The organism is Vibrio sp. SCSIO 43009 (assembly GCF_023716525.1).
Lineage (GTDB): Bacteria > Pseudomonadota > Gammaproteobacteria > Enterobacterales > Vibrionaceae > Vibrio > Vibrio alginolyticus.
On sequence record NZ_CP071842.1, the window covers coordinates 185,503 to 209,402 of the forward strand.

Annotated in this window: 13 protein-coding genes, 3 tRNA genes and 3 rRNA genes; 10 read left to right on the forward strand and 9 right to left on the reverse strand. The window is 47.3% G+C overall.

All coding sequences use genetic code 11. The features are described 5' to 3' along the window. Nucleotides 1-42 precede the first annotated feature (42 nt). The 8 genes from J4N43_RS00860 to J4N43_RS00895 all read left to right on the forward strand — a co-directional run bounded on the left by J4N43_RS00860 (nt 43) and on the right by J4N43_RS00895 (nt 9,040). Nucleotides 43-1,593, forward strand: a 16S ribosomal RNA gene (locus tag J4N43_RS00860). A gap of 66 nt (nt 1,594-1,659) precedes the next feature. Continuing rightward, nucleotides 1,660-1,736: transfer RNA gene (locus J4N43_RS00865), tRNA-Ile, on the forward strand. Between the two features lie 42 nt (nt 1,737-1,778). Beyond that, nucleotides 1,779-1,854, forward strand: a tRNA-Ala gene (locus J4N43_RS00870). A gap of 264 nt (nt 1,855-2,118) precedes the next feature. Further along, nucleotides 2,119-5,008, forward strand: a 23S ribosomal RNA gene (locus tag J4N43_RS00875). A 93-nt stretch (nt 5,009-5,101) separates the two neighbouring features. After that, nucleotides 5,102-5,218, forward strand: a 5S ribosomal RNA gene (rrf, locus tag J4N43_RS00880). Together the 16S, 23S and 5S rRNA genes with 3 tRNA genes alongside form the textbook arrangement of a ribosomal RNA operon. A 78-nt stretch (nt 5,219-5,296) precedes the next feature. Then, nucleotides 5,297-5,373: transfer RNA gene (locus tag J4N43_RS00885), tRNA-Asp, on the forward strand. A 941-nt stretch (nt 5,374-6,314) separates the two neighbouring features. Continuing rightward, nucleotides 6,315-7,886, forward strand: coding sequence for an ABC-F family ATP-binding cassette domain-containing protein (locus J4N43_RS00890; RefSeq protein WP_053350692.1), 1,572 nt, complete (start codon nt 6,315-6,317; stop codon nt 7,884-7,886). Further along, nucleotides 7,883-9,040 carry an MFS transporter gene (locus tag J4N43_RS00895; protein ID WP_053350693.1) on the forward strand — a complete coding sequence of 386 codons (1,158 nt, stop codon included), beginning with the start codon at nt 7,883-7,885 and terminating at the stop codon, nt 9,038-9,040. Before J4N43_RS00890 ends, J4N43_RS00895 begins: the two co-directional genes overlap by 4 nt. A 74-nt stretch (nt 9,041-9,114) precedes the next feature. Here the strand turns inward: J4N43_RS00895 and fis are convergent, their stop codons facing one another. The 9 genes from fis to J4N43_RS00940 form a co-directional block, all read right to left on the reverse strand. Beyond that, nucleotides 9,115-9,411 (reverse strand): DNA-binding transcriptional regulator Fis, encoded by a 297-nt coding sequence (gene fis / locus J4N43_RS00900; protein WP_000462885.1) that lies wholly within the window; start codon nt 9,409-9,411, stop codon nt 9,115-9,117. A 23-nt stretch (nt 9,412-9,434) separates the two neighbouring features. Next, nucleotides 9,435-10,403, reverse strand: a complete 969-nt coding sequence (gene dusB / locus J4N43_RS00905; protein WP_053350703.1) for a tRNA dihydrouridine synthase DusB — start codon at nt 10,401-10,403, stop codon at nt 9,435-9,437. Nucleotides 10,404-10,542: 139 nt separating this feature from the next. Next, entirely contained in the window at nt 10,543-11,430 is an 888-nt protein-coding gene (prmA, locus tag J4N43_RS00910) for a 50S ribosomal protein L11 methyltransferase (protein WP_047010245.1), read from the reverse strand. A gap of 165 nt (nt 11,431-11,595) precedes the next feature. After that, nucleotides 11,596-12,939 (reverse strand): acetyl-CoA carboxylase biotin carboxylase subunit, encoded by a 1,344-nt coding sequence (gene accC, locus J4N43_RS00915; RefSeq protein ID WP_005382509.1) that lies wholly within the window; start codon nt 12,937-12,939, stop codon nt 11,596-11,598. Between the two features lie 14 nt (nt 12,940-12,953). Continuing rightward, nucleotides 12,954-13,415, reverse strand: a complete 462-nt coding sequence (gene accB / locus J4N43_RS00920) for an acetyl-CoA carboxylase biotin carboxyl carrier protein (protein WP_005386355.1) — start codon at nt 13,413-13,415, stop codon at nt 12,954-12,956. A 61-nt stretch (nt 13,416-13,476) separates the two neighbouring features. Next, the gene (gene aroQ / locus J4N43_RS00925) at nt 13,477-13,926 is read right to left on the reverse strand and encodes a type II 3-dehydroquinate dehydratase (RefSeq protein ID WP_005382360.1); all 450 of its coding nucleotides are present in this window, start codon (nt 13,924-13,926) and stop codon (nt 13,477-13,479) included. A 303-nt stretch (nt 13,927-14,229) separates the two neighbouring features. Beyond that, a complete protein-coding gene (gene acs, locus J4N43_RS00930) occupies nt 14,230-16,182 on the reverse strand; it encodes an acetate--CoA ligase (protein ID WP_005386359.1) in 1,953 nt (650 codons plus the stop codon). A gap of 237 nt (nt 16,183-16,419) precedes the next feature. Further along, entirely contained in the window at nt 16,420-17,049 is a 630-nt protein-coding gene (locus J4N43_RS00935) for a 3'-5' exonuclease (RefSeq protein WP_005382363.1), read from the reverse strand. 33 nt (nt 17,050-17,082) lie between these two features. Beyond that, nucleotides 17,083-18,909 (reverse strand): DUF294 nucleotidyltransferase-like domain-containing protein, encoded by a 1,827-nt coding sequence (locus J4N43_RS00940; protein WP_158159512.1) that lies wholly within the window; start codon nt 18,907-18,909, stop codon nt 17,083-17,085. Nucleotides 18,910-19,142: 233 nt separating this feature from the next. On the opposite strand from J4N43_RS00940, the gene J4N43_RS00945 reads away from it, so the two are divergent. Together J4N43_RS00945 and J4N43_RS00950 are read left to right on the forward strand one after the other, a co-directional pair. Next, nucleotides 19,143-20,330, forward strand: coding sequence for a 3-phenylpropionate MFS transporter (locus J4N43_RS00945; protein WP_005382367.1), 1,188 nt, complete (start codon nt 19,143-19,145; stop codon nt 20,328-20,330). A 135-nt stretch (nt 20,331-20,465) separates the two neighbouring features. Then, entirely contained in the window at nt 20,466-23,897 is a 3,432-nt protein-coding gene (locus J4N43_RS00950) for a hybrid sensor histidine kinase/response regulator (RefSeq protein ID WP_025768816.1), read from the forward strand. Nucleotides 23,898-23,900: the final 3 nt, after the last annotated feature.

Genomic DNA, 23,900 nt, shown 5'->3' on the forward strand with positions numbered 1-23,900 from the left:
TACTTATGTAATGTTCAGTATTCATTGAGCCGACAAAATCTTAAATTGAAGAGTTTGATCATGGCTCAGATTGAACGCTGGCGGCAGGCCTAACACATGCAAGTCGAGCGGAAACGAGTTATCTGAACCTTCGGGGAACGATAACGGCGTCGAGCGGCGGACGGGTGAGTAATGCCTAGGAAATTGCCCTGATGTGGGGGATAACCATTGGAAACGATGGCTAATACCGCATGATGCCTACGGGCCAAAGAGGGGGACCTTCGGGCCTCTCGCGTCAGGATATGCCTAGGTGGGATTAGCTAGTTGGTGAGGTAAGGGCTCACCAAGGCGACGATCCCTAGCTGGTCTGAGAGGATGATCAGCCACACTGGAACTGAGACACGGTCCAGACTCCTACGGGAGGCAGCAGTGGGGAATATTGCACAATGGGCGCAAGCCTGATGCAGCCATGCCGCGTGTGTGAAGAAGGCCTTCGGGTTGTAAAGCACTTTCAGTCGTGAGGAAGGTGGTAGTGTTAATAGCACTATCATTTGACGTTAGCGACAGAAGAAGCACCGGCTAACTCCGTGCCAGCAGCCGCGGTAATACGGAGGGTGCGAGCGTTAATCGGAATTACTGGGCGTAAAGCGCATGCAGGTGGTTTGTTAAGTCAGATGTGAAAGCCCGGGGCTCAACCTCGGAATAGCATTTGAAACTGGCAGACTAGAGTACTGTAGAGGGGGGTAGAATTTCAGGTGTAGCGGTGAAATGCGTAGAGATCTGAAGGAATACCGGTGGCGAAGGCGGCCCCCTGGACAGATACTGACACTCAGATGCGAAAGCGTGGGGAGCAAACAGGATTAGATACCCTGGTAGTCCACGCCGTAAACGATGTCTACTTGGAGGTTGTGGCCTTGAGCCGTGGCTTTCGGAGCTAACGCGTTAAGTAGACCGCCTGGGGAGTACGGTCGCAAGATTAAAACTCAAATGAATTGACGGGGGCCCGCACAAGCGGTGGAGCATGTGGTTTAATTCGATGCAACGCGAAGAACCTTACCTACTCTTGACATCCAGAGAACTTTCCAGAGATGGATTGGTGCCTTCGGGAACTCTGAGACAGGTGCTGCATGGCTGTCGTCAGCTCGTGTTGTGAAATGTTGGGTTAAGTCCCGCAACGAGCGCAACCCTTATCCTTGTTTGCCAGCGAGTAATGTCGGGAACTCCAGGGAGACTGCCGGTGATAAACCGGAGGAAGGTGGGGACGACGTCAAGTCATCATGGCCCTTACGAGTAGGGCTACACACGTGCTACAATGGCGCATACAGAGGGCGGCCAACTTGCGAAAGTGAGCGAATCCCAAAAAGTGCGTCGTAGTCCGGATTGGAGTCTGCAACTCGACTCCATGAAGTCGGAATCGCTAGTAATCGTGGATCAGAATGCCACGGTGAATACGTTCCCGGGCCTTGTACACACCGCCCGTCACACCATGGGAGTGGGCTGCAAAAGAAGTTTAGTTTAACCTTCGGGGGGACGCTTACCACTTTGTGGTTCATGACTGGGGTGAAGTCGTAACAAGGTAGCGCTAGGGGAACCTGGCGCTGGATCACCTCCTTAAACGATGATTATTGCGATGAGTGTTCACACAGATTGATACGGTTTATAAAGTAAAGAGACGATACTGGGTCTGTAGCTCAGGTGGTTAGAGCGTTCGCCTGATAAGCGAGAGGTCGGTGGTTCGAGTCCACTCAGACCCACCAATTTCTTTCCCAAGGAATTGGCGACAGTATCGACACCTTGATGGGGCTATAGCTCAGCTGGGAGAGCGCCTGCCTTGCACGCAGGAGGTCTGCGGTTCGATCCCGCATAGCTCCACCATCTTTAAGTGTTCTTGAAAAAGAATCTTTAAAAATGGTTTTCATCAGAAAATCTAGCTCTTTAACAATTTGGAAAGCTGACAAAACAACAATTTATTGTTGTTTGTAAAGTTCTCAAAGTATTCATTTATGAATACAACTAATAACACATTCAAGTGTTCTTGGAATTTGAGTCCGGCAAAATCGAAATGTCTCTCGCTCATTCAAATAATGAGAGACAACTTTGGTGATTTGAACATCAACTCGAAACTCCTTCGGGTTGTATGGTTAAGTGACTAAGCGTACACGGTGGATGCCTTGGCAGTCAGAGGCGATGAAGGACGTATTAACTTGCGATAAGCCCAGATTAGGTAGTAAAAACCATTTGAGTCTGGGATTTCCGAATGGGGAAACCCAATACCATAAGGTATTACTGTTGAGTGAATACATAGCTCAACAGGGCGAACCGGGGGAACTGAAACATCTAAGTACCCCGAGGAAAAGAAATCAACCGAGATTCCGAAAGTAGCGGCGAGCGAAATTGGACTAGCCCTTAAGCTTTACACGCGTTAGACGAACAGCCTGGAAAGGCTGACGATACAGGGTGATAGTCCCGTAGTTGACGACGTGTGTTCAGTGAAATCGAGTAGGGCGGGACACGTGATATCCTGTCTGAATATGGGGGGACCATCCTCCAAGGCTAAATACTACTGACTGACCGATAGTGAACCAGTACCGTGAGGGAAAGGCGAAAAGAACCCCTGTGAGGGGAGTGAAATAGAACCTGAAACCGTGTACGTACAAGCAGTAGGAGCAGGCTTGTCCTGTGACTGCGTACCTTTTGTATAATGGGTCAGCGACTTATATTCAGTGGCAAGGTTAACCATCTAGGGGAGCCGTAGGGAAACCGAGTCTTAACTGGGCGTTCAGTCTCTGGATATAGACCCGAAACCAGGTGATCTAGCCATGGGCAGGTTGAAGGTTGAGTAACATCAACTGGAGGACCGAACCGACTAATGTTGAAAAATTAGCGGATGACTTGTGGCTAGGGGTGAAAGGCCAATCAAACCTGGAGATAGCTGGTTCTCCCCGAAAGCTATTTAGGTAGCGCCTCGGACGAATACTACTGGGGGTAGAGCACTGTTAAGGCTAGGGGGTCATCCCGACTTACCAACCCTTTGCAAACTCCGAATACCAGTAAGTACTATCCGGGAGACACACGGCGGGTGCTAACGTCCGTCGTGGAGAGGGAAACAACCCAGACCGCCAGCTAAGGTCCCAAATTACTACTAAGTGGGAAACGATGTGGGAAGGCTCAGACAGCCAGGATGTTGGCTTAGAAGCAGCCATCATTTAAAGAAAGCGTAATAGCTCACTGGTCGAGTCGGCCTGCGCGGAAGATGTAACGGGGCTAAGTAGTAAACCGAAGCTGCGGCAATATACTTTTGTATATTGGGTAGGGGAGCGTTCTGTAAGCGGTTGAAGGTGTGTGGTAACGCATGCTGGACGTATCAGAAGTGCGAATGCTGACATGAGTAACGATAAAGGGGGTGAAAAACCTCCTCGCCGGAAGACCAAGGGTTCCTGTCCAACGTTAATCGGGGCAGGGTAAGTCGACCCCTAAGGCGAGGCCGAAAGGCGTAGTCGATGGGAAACGGGTTAATATTCCCGTACTTCTTACAATTGCGATGGGGGGACGGAGAAGGCTAGGTGGGCCTGGCGACGGTTGTCCAGGTTCAAGTGCGTAGGCTTAAGAGTTAGGTAAATCCGGCTCTTTCTAAGGCTGAGACACGACGTCGAGCACCTACGGGTGTGAAGTCATTGATGCCATGCTTCCAGGAAAAGCCTCTAAGCTTCAGATTGTAAGGAATCGTACCCCAAACCGACACAGGTGGTCGGGTAGAGAATACCAAGGCGCTTGAGAGAACTCGGGTGAAGGAACTAGGCAAAATGGTACCGTAACTTCGGGAGAAGGTACGCTCTCGACGGTGAAGTCCCTCGCGGATGGAGCTATTGAGAGTCGCAGATACCAGGTGGCTGCAACTGTTTATTAAAAACACAGCACTGTGCAAAATCGCAAGATGACGTATACGGTGTGACGCCTGCCCGGTGCCGGAAGGTTAATTGATGGGGTTAGACTTCGGTCGAAGCTCTTGATCGAAGCCCCGGTAAACGGCGGCCGTAACTATAACGGTCCTAAGGTAGCGAAATTCCTTGTCGGGTAAGTTCCGACCTGCACGAATGGCGTAATGATGGCCACGCTGTCTCCACCCGAGACTCAGTGAAATTGAAATCGCTGTGAAGATGCAGTGTACCCGCGGCTAGACGGAAAGACCCCGTGAACCTTTACTACAGCTTGGCACTGAACATTGACCCTACATGTGTAGGATAGGTGGGAGGCTTTGAAGCGCAGTCGCTAGATTGCGTGGAGCCGTCCTTGAAATACCACCCTTGTAGTGTTGATGTTCTAACGTCGACCCCTTATCGGGGTTGCGGACAGTGCCTGGTGGGTAGTTTGACTGGGGCGGTCTCCTCCCAAAGCGTAACGGAGGAGCACGAAGGTGGGCTAATCACGGTTGGACATCGTGAGGTTAGTGCAATGGCATAAGCCCGCTTGACTGCGAGAATGACAATTCGAGCAGGTGCGAAAGCAGGTCATAGTGATCCGGTGGTTCTGAATGGAAGGGCCATCGCTCAACGGATAAAAGGTACTCCGGGGATAACAGGCTGATACCGCCCAAGAGTTCATATCGACGGCGGTGTTTGGCACCTCGATGTCGGCTCATCACATCCTGGGGCTGAAGTCGGTCCCAAGGGTATGGCTGTTCGCCATTTAAAGTGGTACGCGAGCTGGGTTTAGAACGTCGTGAGACAGTTCGGTCCCTATCTGCCGTGGGCGTTGGAGAATTGAAAGGGGCTGCTCCTAGTACGAGAGGACCGGAGTGGACGAACCTCTGGTGTTCGGGTTGTGTCGCCAGACGCATTGCCCGGTAGCTAAGTTCGGGATCGATAACCGCTGAAAGCATCTAAGCGGGAAGCGAGCCTTGAGATGAGTTCTCCCTGATACTTTAAGTATCCTAAAGGGTTGTCGTAGACTACGACGTTGATAGGCAGGGTGTGTAAGCGTTGTGAGGCGTTGAGCTAACCTGTACTAATTGCCCGTGAGGCTTAACCATACAACACCCAAGGGGTTTTGATGGACTCAATGAAAGAACATTGAATGTGTAGTAACGAGAATTAAAAAACAGCTTTCCAGATTAAAGAATTTGCTTGGCGACCATAGCGTTTTGGACCCACCTGATTTCCATGCCGAACTCAGAAGTGAAACGAAATAGCGCCGATGGTAGTGTGGGGCTTCCCCATGTGAGAGTAGGACATCGCCAGGCTTTAGTTTTATTTTCACTTTTTTCGAAAAGTGAAGACAAAAGCGGACGCTTGCTTATTAAAGCGAGTGATACCACTGCGGAGTGGTAGTTCAGTTGGTTAGAATACCGGCCTGTCACGCCGGGGGTCGCGGGTTCGAGTCCCGTCCACTCCGCCACTTATATTAAGCCTCAGTCGAAAGACTGGGGCTTTTTTTGTTTTGGTTACCTGACTTACCTTAAACCCACTTTCATATTGAAACCTTGCATCTAGAGGCAGGCTTCCCTCTGGCGATGCTTTCTAAGCCCTGTTATGAGTGAAGTGGAACTCAGTTTTGTGTGGTTTCTACTGAACCGGGTCCTAGTATCGAGCGCTAGTTCTCAGCCCTTATGCTTACTTACCAAAGCTTCCTTTATTATTACCTGGAAAATTTATTCACTAGGTTATGTTATTTTCGGGGGAGATTTCTCTGCTTTAGATGTTTTGATTTAGCCATAGGCGCTTATTAATATAAACTCAGCGCATTTAAAACTTTCCAAACATGGATTTTGTTTTGTCGATCTATTTAAGCCAGTGTCTTAAAGTGTATTCGCTACTTCTTCCCTCTAACCCTCTCTAACCTTCAAAGCCACCACTACGTACGTATATAACGTGAGCGGTATAGGTGCTTTCATAGCTGTGTTTGCAGAGTAAGCAGTTCACCTGGCACATTGACTGAGGAAAAGTCTTCTTTCTGTGGACCTTCGTGTAAGTCACGATAGTTTTAACAATTATCTGGTACTTTTTATTCTAAAGGTGTACGCTTCACATCGAATATTTTTTCGACAGTAAATCATGTTATATCTCTTGTTTAAAAGCTTTGTAAGAAGGCTGAACTCCGTGCAAAAAACGCGATGAAGTGTTGCTCGGAGTCTTAAATTATCTTCATCAGGTGTTTTATGTGTGGGTAGCTTCGCTGAAGTTATACGCAGGAGCTTGTACACCTGATAAAAGAGAAGAGATGGCCGGTGATATTTCATCATCGGCCTTTTTGTATCTGTTAAGCAGCTACAAAGCATTACCCAGTATTGAAATAAGGGCCGGTATTGATCACCGGCCCTTTTTTATTTGGTTGAAAACATGAGTATTTTACAAGTTAAAAATTTGTCTTATCAGGTAGCCGATAAGACATTATACAACAACGTGACCTTTCGTATTAACGTGGGAGAGAAAGTAGGTATCACCGGAGCGAATGGTGTTGGAAAAAGCACCTTATTGAAACTGCTTTTCGGTGAATTATCTGCAGATAAGGGCTGCATTGAATGGTTACCAAACCTTGAGGTGGGGTATTTAGAACAACATTTTAAGATCGATAATGTGCTGACAGTTCATGAGTGTTTAAAGGGCTCTTTTGAGAGTTTATACGCTGCAGAGCAAAAGCTTTGGACTTTGTATCATGCGATGACCGAGTCTCACTCTACATCTCTTTTAAGCCAAGTCGCTCGGCTACAGGCATATTTAGAAGATGAAGACTTCTATGCAATTAATACCAAAATTGAACGAGTTGCTGTAGGTCTTGGTATTTATCAATTTGGCTTAGATACACCGCTTATCTCGCTAAGTGGCGGTCAAAGGCACAAAGTCCTTTTAGGCAGGTTGTTACTTCGCAACCCCGATGTGTTAATTCTTGATGAGCCGACAAACTATCTTGATGCTCCGCACATTGAATGGCTAGTCACGTTTCTCAATGATTACATTGGTACCGTTTTACTGGTTTCTCATGATGTTGATTTTCTTAATCAAGTAGCGACCAGTATTTGTGATATTGATTATCAAACGGTTCGAAAATACAGCGGTACTTATGTCAAAGCAATGCAGCAAAAGCAGCACGACGGTGCTTTATTAGAAAAGCAATATAAGGCTCAGCAAAGTGAAATTCGAAAGTTAGAGAAATTTATTGCCCAAAATGGTGCAGGAGTTAACGCCAGTCTTGCTAAAGGGCGTAAGAAGAGACTGGATAAAATCGAACGTATTCAACTGAATCATGTAGAGAAAGTATCGACGTTTGACTTTGCTTACCAGCCCATTGAGCAACCGAATGTGGTTGAGGCAAAAGCGTTGATGATCGGTTATCAGCAGCCTCTGCTTCCAGTATTTGATATCACGTTAGCGCGCGGGGAAAATTTGGTTGTTGCTGGCTTTAACGGCGTGGGTAAGTCGACCTTACTTAAAACCCTGATGGGGAAGATCGAGCCACTCTCTGGTGAGGTGGTATTGGCAAAAGGTGCAATGATTGGTTATTTTTCTCAAGATTTGTCTTGGCGCCATCCTCAGAACACGCCTGAACAGGAGCTGTGCTCTTGTGCGCCAACAATCTCAAGCAAAGAGTCACGCAAGCTATTAGCTCGCTTTGGGATCACGGGGGATAAGACGCAGCGCCACTTAGGTACATTGAGCGGTGGTGAGCAAACTCGGGTGAAACTGTGTTGTTTATCGGTTCAGAAATGCAATGTTTTGCTGTTGGACGAACCAACAACACATTTGGATAGCAGCAGCAAAAATGCGCTTAAAGAGGCTCTCCAGCGCTTTTCCGGTAGCGTGATTGTGGTATCTCATGAGAAGGCATTTTTGCAATCTTGGCCTGATAGAGTTTTAGATATTTCGTTGCTCACTTGTGCTGAATCGGAAACAGAACAGGAGGTGGAGCTATGATGCAGTCCATGATCCTATTTCTCGTTGCTTTTCTTGTTGGTGCTGATGAGTTGATGCTTGGATCTATTCTTGAACCTATCGGAAATGATTTAAGTGTTCAACCGAGTCAGGTGACCTTATTTATTACGGCATATAGTTTAGCCATAGCAATTTGCGCTCCTTACTTGGGCCGTTTATCAGATCGAGTTGGGCGTATTCGTATCATGGTGCCTGCTTGCTTTGTATTTGGGGTTGCGTCTATTACGACGGGCATAGTTCATGATTTTGAACTTGCTATTGCAACTCGAGTGATCACTGGTATTGCAAGTGCAGGCATGTTACCAATTGCATTCGCGTTAGCGGGAGACGCGAAGGGTAATAGAGCGATGCGTCAAATTGTGATGGTTCAGGCGGGATTAACGCTAGGTATGATAACTAGTCCGGCGATCGGAGCATTGTTGACCCAGCTTTTATCATGGCGTGCCGCTTTTATTATTTTGGGCGTGGCGGCTCTTTTTGTCGGTGCCATGAGCGTAGTGTCCATGAACAACAAGCATAATGAGTCCAAGAAGTCAGATACTCTGCCACCTATCACAGACGTCATTCATCTTCCAGGCGCGTTGAGGGCGATTCTAGCGATGTGTTTAGGCCTAGGGGGAGGTATTGGTGTATTTAACCTGATAGGCCTTCATATTCGAGATACCAGCGAGTTGGCGCTCGGTTGGGTGGGCGCTATTTATGCTGCTCTAGGGATCGTGAGTGTGGTTGGAAATATGTGCGTGGGGAGAGCTTGCCGTTGGCTTGGTAGCTCTCGAGCCGTTATGCGAGTGGCTTTAATGGTGTGCATACCTTGCAGTGCATGGGTGTTCTCAAGTGAGATGAGTACGGTTACCGCTTATCTTCCAGCTCTAGTGCTCTGGTCTCTTTCTGGAGGGGTAGGCTCTCCGGCGTTACAAGCACATATAGCAAGCTTATCTGATGAACATCGAGGTGTGCTGATGTCTTTTGGAATGAGTATGATGCACTTTGGTGTCGCGATTTGGTCTGCCTTGGCGGGCTTCGCGTATTCTGTAGGCAATGAATGGGTCGCTTTCGTGGCTTTGCTATTGTTTGGCTCAGCAGTAGTTATCTTAAAGCCAGTTGGTAATACTGAACAAAGTGAGCGTTATTCGTAGTGTTTTAGTAGATAAAGAAAAGCCGTTACCTAAAAAGGTAACGGCTTGTTCCAAATACTTTTTGAAAAACGGTCTTAGTTCATGCCGTATTTCTTAAGTTTCTTGCGAAGAGTACCGCGGTTGATACCCATCATAGTTGCTGCGCGAGTTTGGTTACCGCGAGTGTACTGCATGATAGTATCTAGTAGTGGCTGTTCAACTTCAGCTAGAACTAATTCGTATAGTTCTGTTACTTCCTGGCCGTTTAGTTGAGCAAGGTAGTTTTTAAGAGACGCTTTAACAGAGTCACGTAAAGGCTTCTGAGTAATCTGGTCTTGTGACGTTACTGTAGTTACTGTTAATGCTTCTGAAGTCAGATTTTGTTCGAACATATTCGGTCTAGCTCTTCTCTTAATTATGATGCAACGTTATCAAAATAACCTTCTAACGCCTCAATTTGCAGCGGAGCTGCGTCGATAGCGTTGAAGGTACGGCGAAACTCACTTGCCTGTTCATGCTCTTTCAGGTACCACCCAACGTGCTTGCGCGCGATACGTGGACCTAAGAACTCCCCATAAAATACATGCAGAGCATTTACATGACCAAGCATAATGGTTTTCACTTCCTCAGTTGGAAGTTCCTCCATTGTGGTGCCGTTTTCCAAATAGTGATGGATTTCCTGGAAAATCCAAGGACGACCCTGGGCAGGGCGTCCAATCATTAAAGCGTCCGCACCGGTGTACTCCAGTACAAATTTGGCTTTCTCCGGGCTATCGATATCACCGTTCGCGATAACCGGAATTGAAATCGCCTCTTTTACCGCTTTAATGCTGTCATATTCGGCCTCACCTTTGTACATACATGCTTTCGTTCTGCCATGCAGAGCAAGAGCTTGTATGCCGCAGTTTTCGGCTAATTTAGCGATCTGGACACAGTTCTTGTTGTCTGTATCCCAGCCAGTTCGAGTCTTTAACGTTACAGGAACGTCCACTGCATTCACGACCGCTTTCAAAATCTCTTCGATAATGTTTGGGTATTGAAGCAGAGCAGAGCCCGCTAGCTTCTTATTCACTTTTTTTGCCGGGCAGCCCATGTTGATGTCGATGATTTGTGCACCGTTCTCAACACTGAATTGAGCTGCGTCCGCCATAAGCTGTGGATCGGAACCTGCAATCTGTACAGAGCGAATGCCCGATTCGCCCTCGTGTACCATGCGCTGTTTCGACTTTGACGTTCCCCATAGTTTTGGGTTAGCGGACATCATTTCACTGACGGCCATTCCCGCACCATAGCGAAGACACAACTCGCGAAACGGTCTATCCGTTACACCAGCCATAGGGGCTACGATTAGATTGTTCTTAAGTTGATAGTTTCCGATTTTCAAAACGTCATCACAGTTCTGTACCAGCAAGGGCGCGCATTTTACGCATTTTTTCACTGCGTGAAAAGACTAATATTTGAGCATTTACAAATTGTTTTTGTAAATTGTATGAATTTCAAACAATTAGCTCTGAAAACCTTGTCTAGCCTTGCTTACGACCAGAGATGCGACACCATTCACTTTGCTCAACAATCGGGTCAATGTGAAGCTCGTCACGGTAATAGTTCGCAACATCTTCAGCTTGAGTGTCTAATACGCCGGACATAGCGAGGTCGCCATTTGGCTTAACTAGCCCTTTGATGATAGGTGCAAGTTCACGTAAAGGTCCCGCAAGGATGTTGGCCACAACGACGTCAGCGACGAGACCTTCTGGTTGATTTTGCGGTAAGTAAACTTCTAGTTTGTCTGCAACGCCATTACGCTCAGCATTGTCTTTTGAAGCAAGCAGGGCTTGAGGATCAATGTCGATCCCTATCACTTTTTCAGCGCCCAGTTTGATCGCTGCGATCGCAAGAATACCTGAGCCACAACCGAAGTCGATAACGGTCTTACCGCTTAAGTCCATGCTTTCTAGCCACTCAAGACAAAGTGCTGTTGTAGGGTGAGTACCCGTACCGAATGCAAGGCCTGGATCCAACATAACATTAACAGCGTCAGGATCTGGAATGTCGCGCCAGCTTGGACAAATCCATAAGCGTTCACCAAATTTCATTGGGTGGAAGTTTTCCATCCATTCGCGTTCCCAGTCTTTATCTTCAAGCTGTTCTACTTTGTAAGCAAAATTGTCAGCCAGCATGTTGCTCGCTTTAACTTGGTCGATGATGAAGTTAGTGTCTGCTTCTGCATCATACAGTGCCAGAATATCAGTATCGCCCCATAAGCGAGTTTCGCCAGGTAGAGGTTCGAATACAGGTGTATCCTGCGCGTCTAAGAATGTAACAGACAGCGCGCCAGTCTCTTCCATTAGCATATCGCCGATTTGCTCAGCGTTTTCATTGGTCGCGTTGAGTTTGATTTGAATCCAAGGCATTGGTTTTTGCTCTTAAAGTGAATGAAGTGGCGCAGAGTTTACCAGAACTCTACGATTTGTTTGAGTATATACCCAAATAAGCCGATTTATATGTTGAGCCCTTTGCGTACATATAAAACAAAAATGCCCACGGGAGTGGGCATTTTTTAAGACGTTTGCTTAGGCTTATTGTAAGCCAAGCTTCTTCTCTAGGTAGTGGATGTTTGCACCACCGTGTTGGAAGTTTTCGTCATTCATAATGGAGAATTGCAGTGGCACGTTAGTTTTGATGCCTTCGATGATCATCTCACCCAGTGCGTTTTTCATACGTGCAATCGCTACATCACGGTTCTCACCGTAAGTGATCAGTTTACCAATCATTGAATCGTAATGAGGTGGTACTGTGTAGCCTGTGTAGATATGAGATTCCCAACGTACACCCATACCGCCAGGAGCGTGGAAACGCTCGATCTTACCCGGAGATGGTAGGAAGCGCTCAGGGTCTTCTGCGTTGATACGACACTCAATCGCATGGCCACGGATCTTAATATCATCTTGAGTGAATGACAGAGGCTGACCCGCTGCAACACGAAGCTGTTCTTTGATTAGGTCGATGCCAGTAACCATCTCTGTTACTGGGTGCTCTACCTGAATACGAGTGTTCATTTCGATGAAGTAGAACTCACCGTTCTCGTATAGGAATTCAAACGTACCTGCGCCGCGGTAACCGATCTCGATACATGCACGAGTACAGCGTTCACCGATGTACTTACGCATTTCTTCTGTGATACCAGGTGCTGGAGCTTCTTCCACTACTTTTTGGTGACGACGTTGCATTGAACAGTCACGCTCACCAAGGTGGATTGCGCCGCCTTGACCGTCAGCAATAACCTGAACTTCAACGTGACGAGGGTTTTCTAGGAATTTCTCCATGTAAACCATGTCATTGTTGAACGCCGCTTTTGCTTCAGCACGTGTCATTGCAATGGCTTGGATAAGGTCTTTCTCTGCGCGAACAACACGCATACCACGACCGCCGCCGCCGCCAGATGCTTTGATGATTACTGGGTAACCAATGCGCTTAGCAAATGCTTTGTTTTTCTCTTCGTCATTGTCTAGAGGGCCGTCAGAACCCGGTACACAAGGAACGCCTGCTTTCTTCATTGCATTGATAGCAGATACTTTATCGCCCATTAGGCGGATAGTGTCTGCCTTTGGACCAACGAAGATGAAACCACTGCGCTCAACTTGCTCTGCGAAGTCTGCGTTCTCAGACAGGAAGCCGTAACCTGGGTGGATAGCCACAGCACCAGTCACTTCTGCTGCAGAAATGATGCGTGGAATGTTTAGGTAGCTGTCGATACCACGAGCAGGGCCGATACATACGGTTTCGTCTGCGAGTAGTACGTGCTTAAGATCGCGGTCAGCTGTCGAGTGAACAGCGACGGTCTTAATACCTAATTCTTTACAAGCGCGAAGAATACGAAGTGCAATTTCACCTCGGTTCGCGATGACTACTTTGTCTAGCATAAGGCAAGCCCCGCTTATTCGATTACAACAAGAGGTTGGTCGAATTCAACTGGTTGGCCGTCTTCAGCTAGGATTGCTGTAACAACGCCAGATTTGTCCGCTTCGATTTGGTTCATCATTTTCATTGCTTCAACAATACATAGAGTATCGCCAGCATTTACTTTCTGACCCACTTCTACGAATGCTTTAGAGTCTGGGCTTGGAGAGCGGTAGAAAGTACCAACCATTGGAGAAAGAACTTGGTGACCTGCAGGTGTTGCTGCTGGAGCTTCTGCTGCTGGCGCTTCCGCTACTGGTGCCGCTGCTACTGGAGCAGGTGCCGCCGCTGGAGCTGCTGCGTAGTGAATTGGTGCTTGAGGGGCTGCAGTGCCATGACGGCTGATGCGCACTGACTCTTCACCTTCAGAGATCTCTAGCTCAGCAATGCCAGACTCTTCAACTAACTCAATTAGCTTCTTGATTTTACGAATATCCATCTTTTCTTTCTCTTTTATCTTGTGATTAAGACAACCCTCGTAGGGTTGCAGAGTGTTAGGGTTACTTTGCCTGTAGCTTATTGATCGCTGCAGACAGAGCAAATTCATAACCTTGTGCGCCTAAACCGCAAATCACACCCTCTGCTTTATCTGACAGATAAGAGTGATGACGGAATGGTTCACGTGCGTGCACATTTGATAAGTGCACCTCAATAAATGGGATGGCGACGCCAAGTAATGCATCTCGCAGCGCCACACTAGTATGAGTGAAAGCCGCTGGATTGATGATGATGAAGTCAATCTTGCCATAGGCAGCGTGAATGGCTTCAATCAGTTCGTACTCACGATTTGATTGTAGGTGTTCCAGTTCTACCCCAGCGTTATGGGCTTGCTCTGTAAGAGTATCCACAACTTGAGCTAAGGTACTGTGACCATAGTGTGTCGGTTCGCGCAGACCCAATAGATTAAGATTTGGTCCGTTTAGAACAAGAATCCGTGACTTTGCAGACATTGTGTTGCTATCTTCCCTTATCGTGAGTGGAACGTTTATATTCCCAAATATACGATAGTTCAGCACGATTTTTTTGTTAAAACCGAGCAAATTTTAAAAAATCGACCAAGATTATAGCTAATTCATAGCAATTAGCAGCAATTTACTGGTCTAATCTCCTAATAGCCACTCTCGTTTCTGTAACCAAGTTAACAAAAACAACATAATTGCCATATTTTTTGTGTGGCCAATTTGTGCACTAAAGCAAAAAACCGCCATGAGTGATGGCGGTTTTTAAAGTGCTTTTAAAACAGTTGGTTGAATTTATGCCAATTCTGCTTTCTCTGCGATAAGTTTATCTACAACGCTCGGATCGGCAAGCGTTGATGTGTCTCCGAGGTTGCTGGTATCACCCGTTGCAATTTTACGCAGGATTCGACGCATGATCTTACCAGAACGAGTCTTCGGTAAGGAATCCGTCCAGTGCAGTACATCTGGTGTTGCAATTGGACCAATCTCTTTACGCACCCAATCTTTCACTTCTTTGTGTAGCTCTGCTGACGGGAATTCACCATCGTTCAAGGTAATGTAAGCGTAGATAGCTTGGCCTTTGATATCATGCGGAATGCCCACAATAGCGGCCTCAGCAATTTTATGATGTGCGACAAGAGCCGATTCTATTTCAGCGGTACCCATGCGGTGACCCGACACGTTTAGTACGTCATCAACACGGCCCGTGATCCAGTAGTAACCGTCTTCGTCACGACGAGCCCCATCACTAGTAAAGTACATTCCCTTGAAGGTTGAGAAGTAGGTCTGTTCAAAGCGCTCGTGGTCGCCATAAACAGTACGCATCTGACCTGGCCATGAATCAAGGATCACCAAGTTACCTTCTGCTGCGGTTTCTTCAATGATGTTGCCCATGTTATCAACCAGTGCAGGTTGGACTCCGAAGAATGGTCGAGTTGCTGAGCCTGGTTTTAAATCTGTTGCACCTGGTAGTGGTGCAATTAAGATACCGCCGGTCTCTGTTTGCCACCAAGTATCAACGATAGGCGAGCTCTCGTTACCAATCGTTTTGTAGTACCACTCCCACGCTTCAGGGTTGATAGGCTCACCTACTGAACCCATCACACGTAAGCTTGAACGAGATGTCCCTGCTACCGCTTCGTTACCTTTTGCCATTAGTGCACGAATAGCGGTTGGCGCAGTGTAGAGAATGTTCACTTGGTGCTTATCAACCACTTCACTCATACGAGCCGTGCTTGGGTAGTTTGGAACACCTTCAAACAGAATGGTTTTGGCCCCGTTCGCTAGTGGACCATAAATTAGGTAAGTATGGCCTGTAATCCAGCCCACATCCGCGGTACACCAGAAGGTTTCACCTGGTTGATAATCGAAGACATATTTAAAGGTCATTGCCGCGTAGACGAGGTAACCGCCTGTAGTATGTAGTACGCCTTTAGGTTTACCTGTCGAGCCAGATGTGTAGAGGATGAACAGCGGGTCTTCGGCTTTCATCTCTTCTGGTGGGCAAACGTCAGAAACGTTGGCTGTTGCTTCGTGCCACCAAACATCACGGTGTTCATGCCATTCAACATCACCACCTGTACGTTTAAGCACGACGACTTTATTGATGGTTTTTACGTCTGGGTTGGTTAGTGCTTCATCCACGTTCTTTTTCAGTGGAACAGCGCGTCCGCCACGTACGCCTTCGTCTGCGGTGATCACGACTTTAGCGTCAGAGTCGATGATACGGCCGGATAGTGCTTCTGGTGAGAAACCGCCAAATACTACGGTGTGAACCGCACCAATACGGGTACAAGCGAGCATAGCCACAGCGGCTTCTGGCACCATTGGCATGTATAGACACACCACGTCTCCCTTGCGTACGCCTTGCTCTTTCAATGCGTTGGAGAATTTACACACTTCTTTGTGCAGTTCGTTGAAAGTGAGTGTTTTGTCGTCGGCTGGATCATCGCCTTCCCAAATGATGGCGACGTCGTCCCCGTGTTCTGCAAGATGACGGTCAATACAGTTAGCCGAGACGTTCAGTGTGCCATCTTCAAACCAGCGAATATCAACATGGCCAGTGTCGAAAGAAGTGCTTTTTACTTTGGTGAAAGGTTTGATCCAATCAACGATTTTGCCGTGTTCGTTCCAGAAGCCCTCTGGATCGGTTACCGACTGCTGATACATGGCTAAGTAAGTATCATTATCCGCGTGTGTATGAGTTTTAATATTTTCTTTTACCGGATAAACGTGGGCTTCGCTCATGGCTTCTCTCCTTGTGCCTTATTTCTCGGCCTTACACCAATCTAGATAAGATTTTGAATATATTTTTGTAGGGCTGTTTTTTGGTTCTAAATAACTTGGTCGTGGTAATGACGACGTTGTGCTTATAACTGTCAGTCACCGCGCGTATTTCCACAATTAGACTTTAGGATGAGAGTGATAGAAGCGCCGGGAAATCGCTGAAACAAAAGTATTTCTGGGAGCTAGGTCAACTGATTTTTATGTATACGGTGCGGTTAGGTTGGGTAAATCGCCTTTCGTTAAGCGGACAAAGACCAAAGCGGCAGAAATCGCGTCTTGCAAGGCGTCGTGTTTGTCTTGGATAGGAAGTTCGAGGTGTTTACAAATGGCATCCAGACTTAAGTCGAAATAGGCATTCGGCAAATGTCGTTCCAACTTATCGTGATAAATCTGACTGACCTCGATAAGTGGGTTAGGAAGTGGGAAGCCAAGTTGCCGCAGACAAGCAAGGTCTAAGATCTTTTTATCGTAACGAATGTGATAGCCCACAAGTGGTCGGTTGCCGATAAAGTCGAGCAGCTCGAGCAGCGCCTCTTTTTCACTGATGCCATCGACTAAGTCTTGGTGGCGAATTCGATGGATCTTGACCGAGCCTGAGTCGAGCGATTGCGGCGCGCGTAAGCGGACTTCAAATGGTTGACTGGTGATGATGCGGTTGTCGATGATCTTGGTGGCTGCAATAGTCACCAGCTCGGCGCGATTTGGGTCAAGGCTGGTGGTTTCGCAGTCAAGAGAGACGTATTCTGTTTTATCTGGCGTGCAAAACAGCGACTGATAAGGCGAACCTTTCAGTTTGTAGTGCCAGTATTTGCGTTGTAACCAGTTCATTGCCTACGCCTCTGTGATTTATGAAAATCAGGGTTAATCACGAATTTGATAATGGAAGCCTAAAAATTGCTTAAATTTCTTCACCACATGTAAGCTGTGGCGAAGCAAATCACGCTCAGTTCTATCCAGTTGTTTAATATCAATGTTATTCAACGCTTCTTGCTTTTTGAGTTGCTGATTAAGGCGAAGTTTAAAGAACAATTTCAGTGCTTCGTTTAGATTATCTGCCGTTTCAGATTCTAAGATGCGCTTATTTCTCAGAGCTTCAATGCGCTCAAACGTGTTCTTCTCCTCAATGGCATATTCCAAAGACAAGGTGCGAATGCCGTGTACAATTGGGAAAATACCGCCGCGTTTAATGTCCAATCCGTCTTTAGCACTTTTTACGTTGCCAAATAGAGTTAGGGGCACCGAAAACTGCAAGGCAGGGCGAGTAAAGTCAGACAATATCAACATGCGATCTTTCATTGTGTCACGAAGATGCGCCGCAATTGGAGCCAGCAGCTCGCAATTCCCAGCAACAGCATGGGCGTCACTGAAAATGGCTAAGTCCATGATTTGTTGTGGTTCGGCTTTAGCTATCCAGTGGTTTAGGGTGCTTATCCATTCTTGCTGTGTTTTGACCCATTTCGGGTTGTTAACCATCACTTTACCAGGGCAAAGTGGATAACCGAGCTGTTGTAGGGTGTGTGTGAAGGATTGCATCACTTGTTCGCAATGAGGCCATTCCAGGCCATCTTGAATAATCAGGGCATTGTCTTGATCGGTTTTGAGAATTTGCTCTCCTCGGCCTTCAGAGCCGAGTACGATCAAGCAACAATGGTCGTGCAAGGCTGGTGGTATTACTAACTCGAACGCTTTCTCGATAATTTGCTCGTTTACGGCTGAGATCAGCTCCATGATGAAGCGAGTGCGGATGCCGTTTTTCAATAAGCTCTCGACCAATTGACGTTGGCGGTTTGAGGCCAAAGCGAGCTCTTCCACGCTGCTTGCTCGAGCAATACTGAGCGTTAACACGTGAGAGTGGGTTGAGAACGCGCTAAGAATTTGGGTCATATCCAGCATGCCAACGGCTCTGTTGCCTTCACATACCATGAGGCGTTTCATTCTGTTTCTGGTCATTGTGATCATGGCGTTGAATAGAAAGTCACCATCATCAACGTGATAAACAGGAAAGCTCGCGATCTCACCCACTGGTGTGTCGAGCGCGCAACCATCTATCATCACAGAATGCAGCATATTAGTACGAGTCACTATTGCGTACGGGTGGGCTGATGGCCATTTTTCCAATCGTGGATCATCGCCATGGAGTTGAACCAATGCAGCGTCAATCCCATTTTCTTTTAAGGAACGTGTTACCTCGTTAATTGGTGTATTTGGTTCGAGGATCATCGGTGGGTGATAAATGCTGCGGTCAACTTTAGTGAGAATAAACTCCGCTAAGTTTTGCTGTTGATGGGCCGCTTCGATGAGCTCTTGCCGTTTCGATAAATTGTTATCGAAATAGGCTGCAAACTGGCCATTTTCGTTGTAAAGGGCAAGGAAAATTTCTTTCGGCAGTAGGTAAGAGAGCGTGTCCTCAAGCGCGATGTAGTGATGACGTACCTTGTCTTCAAGTAACGAGCGTACATCGAACATATCGTCGTTGGCATAATGTGCGAACACTTCCTGTTGATCGTTGGAGCGCTCTTCTACCGCGCCTTTGATCAGAATATGTAAGTGGGGGTTCTTCTGTCCGCAGGATAAAATAACATCTCGAGCTCGATAGTAGGCGACGTCCAGAGACGATCGCAGTCGCGTTTGTTGTGCTTCAGTTAAGCGATCGAACGGTGGAGATTGCATGTTAAATTTGTCAGGCATGAGAACACCCAATAATGATGGAAGGAACACTCTCTAAGTCTGACAAATTTCTTACCGGAAGCCAGACGACTTTGGTCTAAATTACGATGTTTTCGCTTGAAGATGCCAAATGTCGCAAAGTTAGTATTCCATCGAGGAAACGATAAGTTTCTTATTCTTCCCTTTTTATAATACGCATGGCGATCCATAATTCCCGGCTCGAACGTTGGTGTTCCCGTTTTAGGATATTAGTAATGTTGAAACCTTCTCCGTATGGCTGGATTTCCCAGTACTTTCTCGGATTCTTCTTTGCGTATGGCGTGTATCTGCCATTTTGGTCACTTTGGTTTAAGGATCAGGGCGTATCTTCGACAGATATCGGTTTGCTGGTCGGGTTAGGCCTTGCGACACGTTGTGTTGCCAATATCGTGATCACCCCACGAGTACACAAAGTCGAACATCTTATGCCTGCTTTACGTTGGTTGAGTTTCGCTGCCCTCCTTTTTGTTGGATTTCACTTTTTTACGGGTGGTAGCTTTTGGTTAATGGCACTAGCGACAGTGTTGTTCAATCTTTGTTGTGGACCGATTATTCCGTTGTCGGACGCGATGGCAAATTACTACGCTCGCCTGAAAATGCTCGATTATGGCCGCACGCGGCTATGGGGTTCGATCGCCTTTATCGCAGGCTCGACGGCAGTGGGCTACCTGGTGGCTGAATTTGGCTCCGATATGATCTTGTACACTGCGATGTTCGGCGTGTTTATCTCGTTGCTGTTTGCTATGCGGCCGACTAACCCAATGCCTGTAACGCACGGTGGGCAAAGCGCAGAACGTCCAAAGCTGACCGCTCTTTTGACCGACAAGCCGATACTAAAATTCTTAGTGTTGGTGTCACTAATTCAGGGCAGTCATGCGGCTTACTACGGCTTTAGTGCGATTCACTGGAAGGCCGCTGGTCACTCGGAAGATGTCATTGGCTACTTATGGAGCTTGGGGGTGGCCGCAGAAGTGGCAGTGTTTGCACTGAGTAAGCGTTTATTCGTAGGTTGGTCAATACGCGCGCTGTTTATTGCTGCTGCCGTTGGTGTAATGATGCGTTGGGGTATTACGGCGTCGACAACATCAATTATTGCTTTGGTGATTGTTCAACTATTGCATGGTGTGACTTTCGCTACCGCACACATTGCCGCGATCCAATATATCCAAAACTCCGAAGAAAATAAGATCGTAGCGTTGCAAGCGTTGTATAACGCGATTCCGTTGGGCGCATTTATCGCGTTAATGACCGTATTGAGTGGCTGGGGTTATGAGCACTGGGGACCGCTTGTGTTCTGGGGCATGGCCGCGATGGGGTTATTGGCTCTGTTCATCAAGCTTGATTCGCAAGACCCACATCAGGTGGTTGATGTATCAGACAAGCCACTTGAAACACAGAATTAGACTTATGTAACAAAGGTTAAAAACTAAGCTTTGTCTCCGTTATCAAAGCAGTGTTAAATGAAACCTCTCCCTCATGGAGAGGTTTTTTTATTCTCTTGCTTTAAAAGTAGCAAGAAAGGCAAGAAAGGATATCGGATGCAAGGATGGCTGGTGGTTCCCGTTTCTTTAGCGTATTTGGGAGCTTTATTTATCATCGCGTGGTACGGCGACATTCAGAAAAGGTGGCTAGCGCGCTGGCGGCCTTGGATTTATAGTCTTTCCATTGCGGTGTACTGTACATCATGGACCTTCTACGGCACGGTCGGGCAGGCCAGCAGTAATCCTTGGTCTTTCTTGCCCATCTATATTGCCCCCATTTTAGTGTTTACCATCGGATGGCGCGTTTTAGCTCGGCTTATTTTGATTGCTAAACGGGAACACATCACGTCGATTGCTGACTTTATCGGAGCACGCTACGGTAAATCCCAAGGTTTGGCCGTGGTTGTTACGCTCATAGCGGTTGCGGGAATTTTGCCGTACATCGCTTTACAGCTGCGTGGTATCACTATGGGGCTTGAAATTATTGCTCCGGAGCTGGCTACTGATTTTGGTTATCAAAACGATAGCGTGTCGTGGTTTGTTGTGGTCGCATTGGCGATTTTTACGATGCTATTCGGTACCCGCCACATTGATAACACGGAACACCATCGTGGGATGATGATGGCAATTGCCTTCGAATCCATTATCAAACTGCTGGCTTTTTTAGTGGTTGGTGTCTTCATTGTTTGGTTGGCGATGAACTCCGAGAATTTGAGCTTAATTGATGTTGCCGCACAGACGTATCAGTCACCAAATATCCCGACTATATTGATTCATACTGTACTGACCATGCTGGCGATAGTTTGCCTTCCGCGACAATTCCATACGATGGTGGTAGAAAATGAACGTGCTCAAGATTTGCATGTGGCTCGTTGGTTGTTCCCCATTTATCTGATCTTAATGGGGATTTTTGTCTTACCTATTGCGTGGGTAGGGCAAGGTCTCTTGAGTGGCGCTTCGCCTGATACTTATGTCATCAGTGTGCCGATGTCGGTAGGGGCGAGTGAAATCGCCTTGCTTGCGTTTTTAGGCGGTACTTCAGCGGCAAGTGGCATGGTTATCGTATCGACGATTGCCTTAGCGATCATGGTCTCGAATGACTTGGTTATGCCATTGCTATTGCGTCGCATGCGACTGACGCAGCGTAACCATCACCATTTTTCTGAATTATTACTGCGGATCCGCCGTGGTTTGATATTAGTTTTGTTGATTGGCGCGTGGTGTTTCTATCAAGCGTTGGACACTATTCATTCACTTTCTGCTATCGGCTTTCTCTCGTTCGCGGCTATCACGCAATTCGCTCCTGCGCTGGTTGGCGGTATGTATTGGCGTCAAGGGAATAAGAAAGGTGTGTATGTTGGCCTCGCGGTGGGTTTTGCTACCTGGTTGATTACGTTAATGAGCCAAACAGACATGCTTGCCGGAGACGCCAGTAATAACTTCCTGATCTGGTTGATTACGCCACCAGAGGTATTGGCTAGCTTTGATATCGCGATTTCAGATTGGGGGATGATCCTCAGCGTGGTCGCTAATGCAGTGTGTTTTGTTGTGGTTTCTATGGCTACCCGACCAAGCCTAAGTGAGCGCTTACAATCGGCATCATTCGTTGGTACACCGCTGCCTGAAAGCGAAAATATGAGTCTGTACCAGAGCCGCGTTACGGTTGCAGAACTGGAAATGCTAGCGTCCAGATTTGTAGGACGAACGCGAGTTAAAGCGGCGTTTCAAGCCTACTGGAGCCAGCAACGAGAAGAGTTGATGCCGAATCAACAAGCGCCATCTTCTCTGATTCGGCATACGGAGCGTGTGCTAGCAGGGGTATTTGGAGCATCTTCTGCTAAGTTAGTACTTACTTCCGCTCTGCAAGGAAGAAACATGCAGCTTGAAGAGGTGGCGACTATCGTCGATGAAGCCTCTGAACTGTACGATTTTAGTCGGGGTTTACTCCAAGGCGCGATTGAGCATATTGGACAAGGTATTGCGGTCGTCGATAAGCAACTACGCTTGGTTGCGTGGAACCAACGCTATTTAGAACTCTTTGAATTTCCGCCAGGCCTGATTCAAGTAGGTCGACCGATTGCGGATGTGATTCGGCACAATGCAGAGCAGGGGTTGTGTGGCCCTGGTGACCCTGATGACCACGTCCGTCGCCGTGTTTATCACCTTGAGCAAGGGACTCGGCACACCTCTTCTCGGGTTCGTCCCGATGGTCGCGTGATAGAGGTGCAAGGTAACCCAATGCCAGGTGGTGGCTTTGTGATGAGCTTTACCGACATCACCGTATTCCGTGATGCAGAGCAAGCACTGAAAGACGCCAACGAGACATTGGAAGAAAGAGTACGTCTGCGGACTCGAGAATTAGAACAACTTAACAAGCAGCTGGTGGAAGCGACGCAGCGCTCGGATTTGGAATCGAAGTCCAAATCACGGTTCTTGGCGGCAGTAAGCCATGACTTGATGCAACCGCTCAACGCGGCGCGTCTATTCGCATCTTCACTATCGGAAGTCGCCAAAGACAGCGAAGCCAAAAAGCTGTCAGCACACATTGAAAGTGCTTTAGAGGCTGCCGAAGACTTAATTGGAGATTTGCTGGATATCTCGCGTTTGGAATCGGGCAAGTTGGAAGTCAACGTGCATGGCTTTGCGTTAAATGATGTGTTATCGAATTTGAATGCTGAGTTTAGTGCGTTAGCCAAACAGCAAGGTATAGAGTTCACCATGATTCCGTCCTCACTCATGGTTAAGTCGGATCCCAAACTGCTGCGCCGTGTGGTGCAAAACTTCCTGACCAATGCGTTTCGTTATAACCCGAATGGCAAAGTCGCACTCGGTGTTCGCCGCGTGAAAGGGCGAGTGCGTATTGATGTATGGGATAATGGAGTGGGGATTGAAGAAGAGAAGCAGCAAGAGATTTTTGAAGAGTTTAATCGCGGAACTCAAGTTCGTTCCGACCAAGGCCTCGGACTTGGTTTGGCGATTTCGAAAGGAATTGCTCAGGTACTTGGGCATGAAATTTCGATGCGCTCTTGGGTTGGAAAAGGCAGTGTTTTTTCCATCACCCTAGATAAAGCTGATCATGTTCAGCCTCATCCAGTTCACGTGGCGATGAATAAGCAATCTGAACTCGGTCATCTGAGAATCCTTTGTGTCGATAATGAGCCTGACATTCTAGTCGGCATGGAAAACTTACTTTCCCGATGGGGTTGCGATACACGAGTTGCGATTGATTTAGTTGAAAGTCTACAAGCGCTTGAGGATGGTTGGATTCCGGATGTAATTTTCTCCGATTACCGACTTGATGATGGTCGTACTGGTTTAGAAGTGTTACAGCAATGCCGCCTGAGATTAGGCCACAGCTTTGAAGGCGTCATCATCAGTGCAGATCGTACCGATGATATGCTTGATGGCATCAAAGCAAATGGGTTCAGCTTTATTGCTAAGCCAGTTAAGCCGCTTAAGCTGCGTTCGGTGCTCAATCGAGTCGCTTAGGAT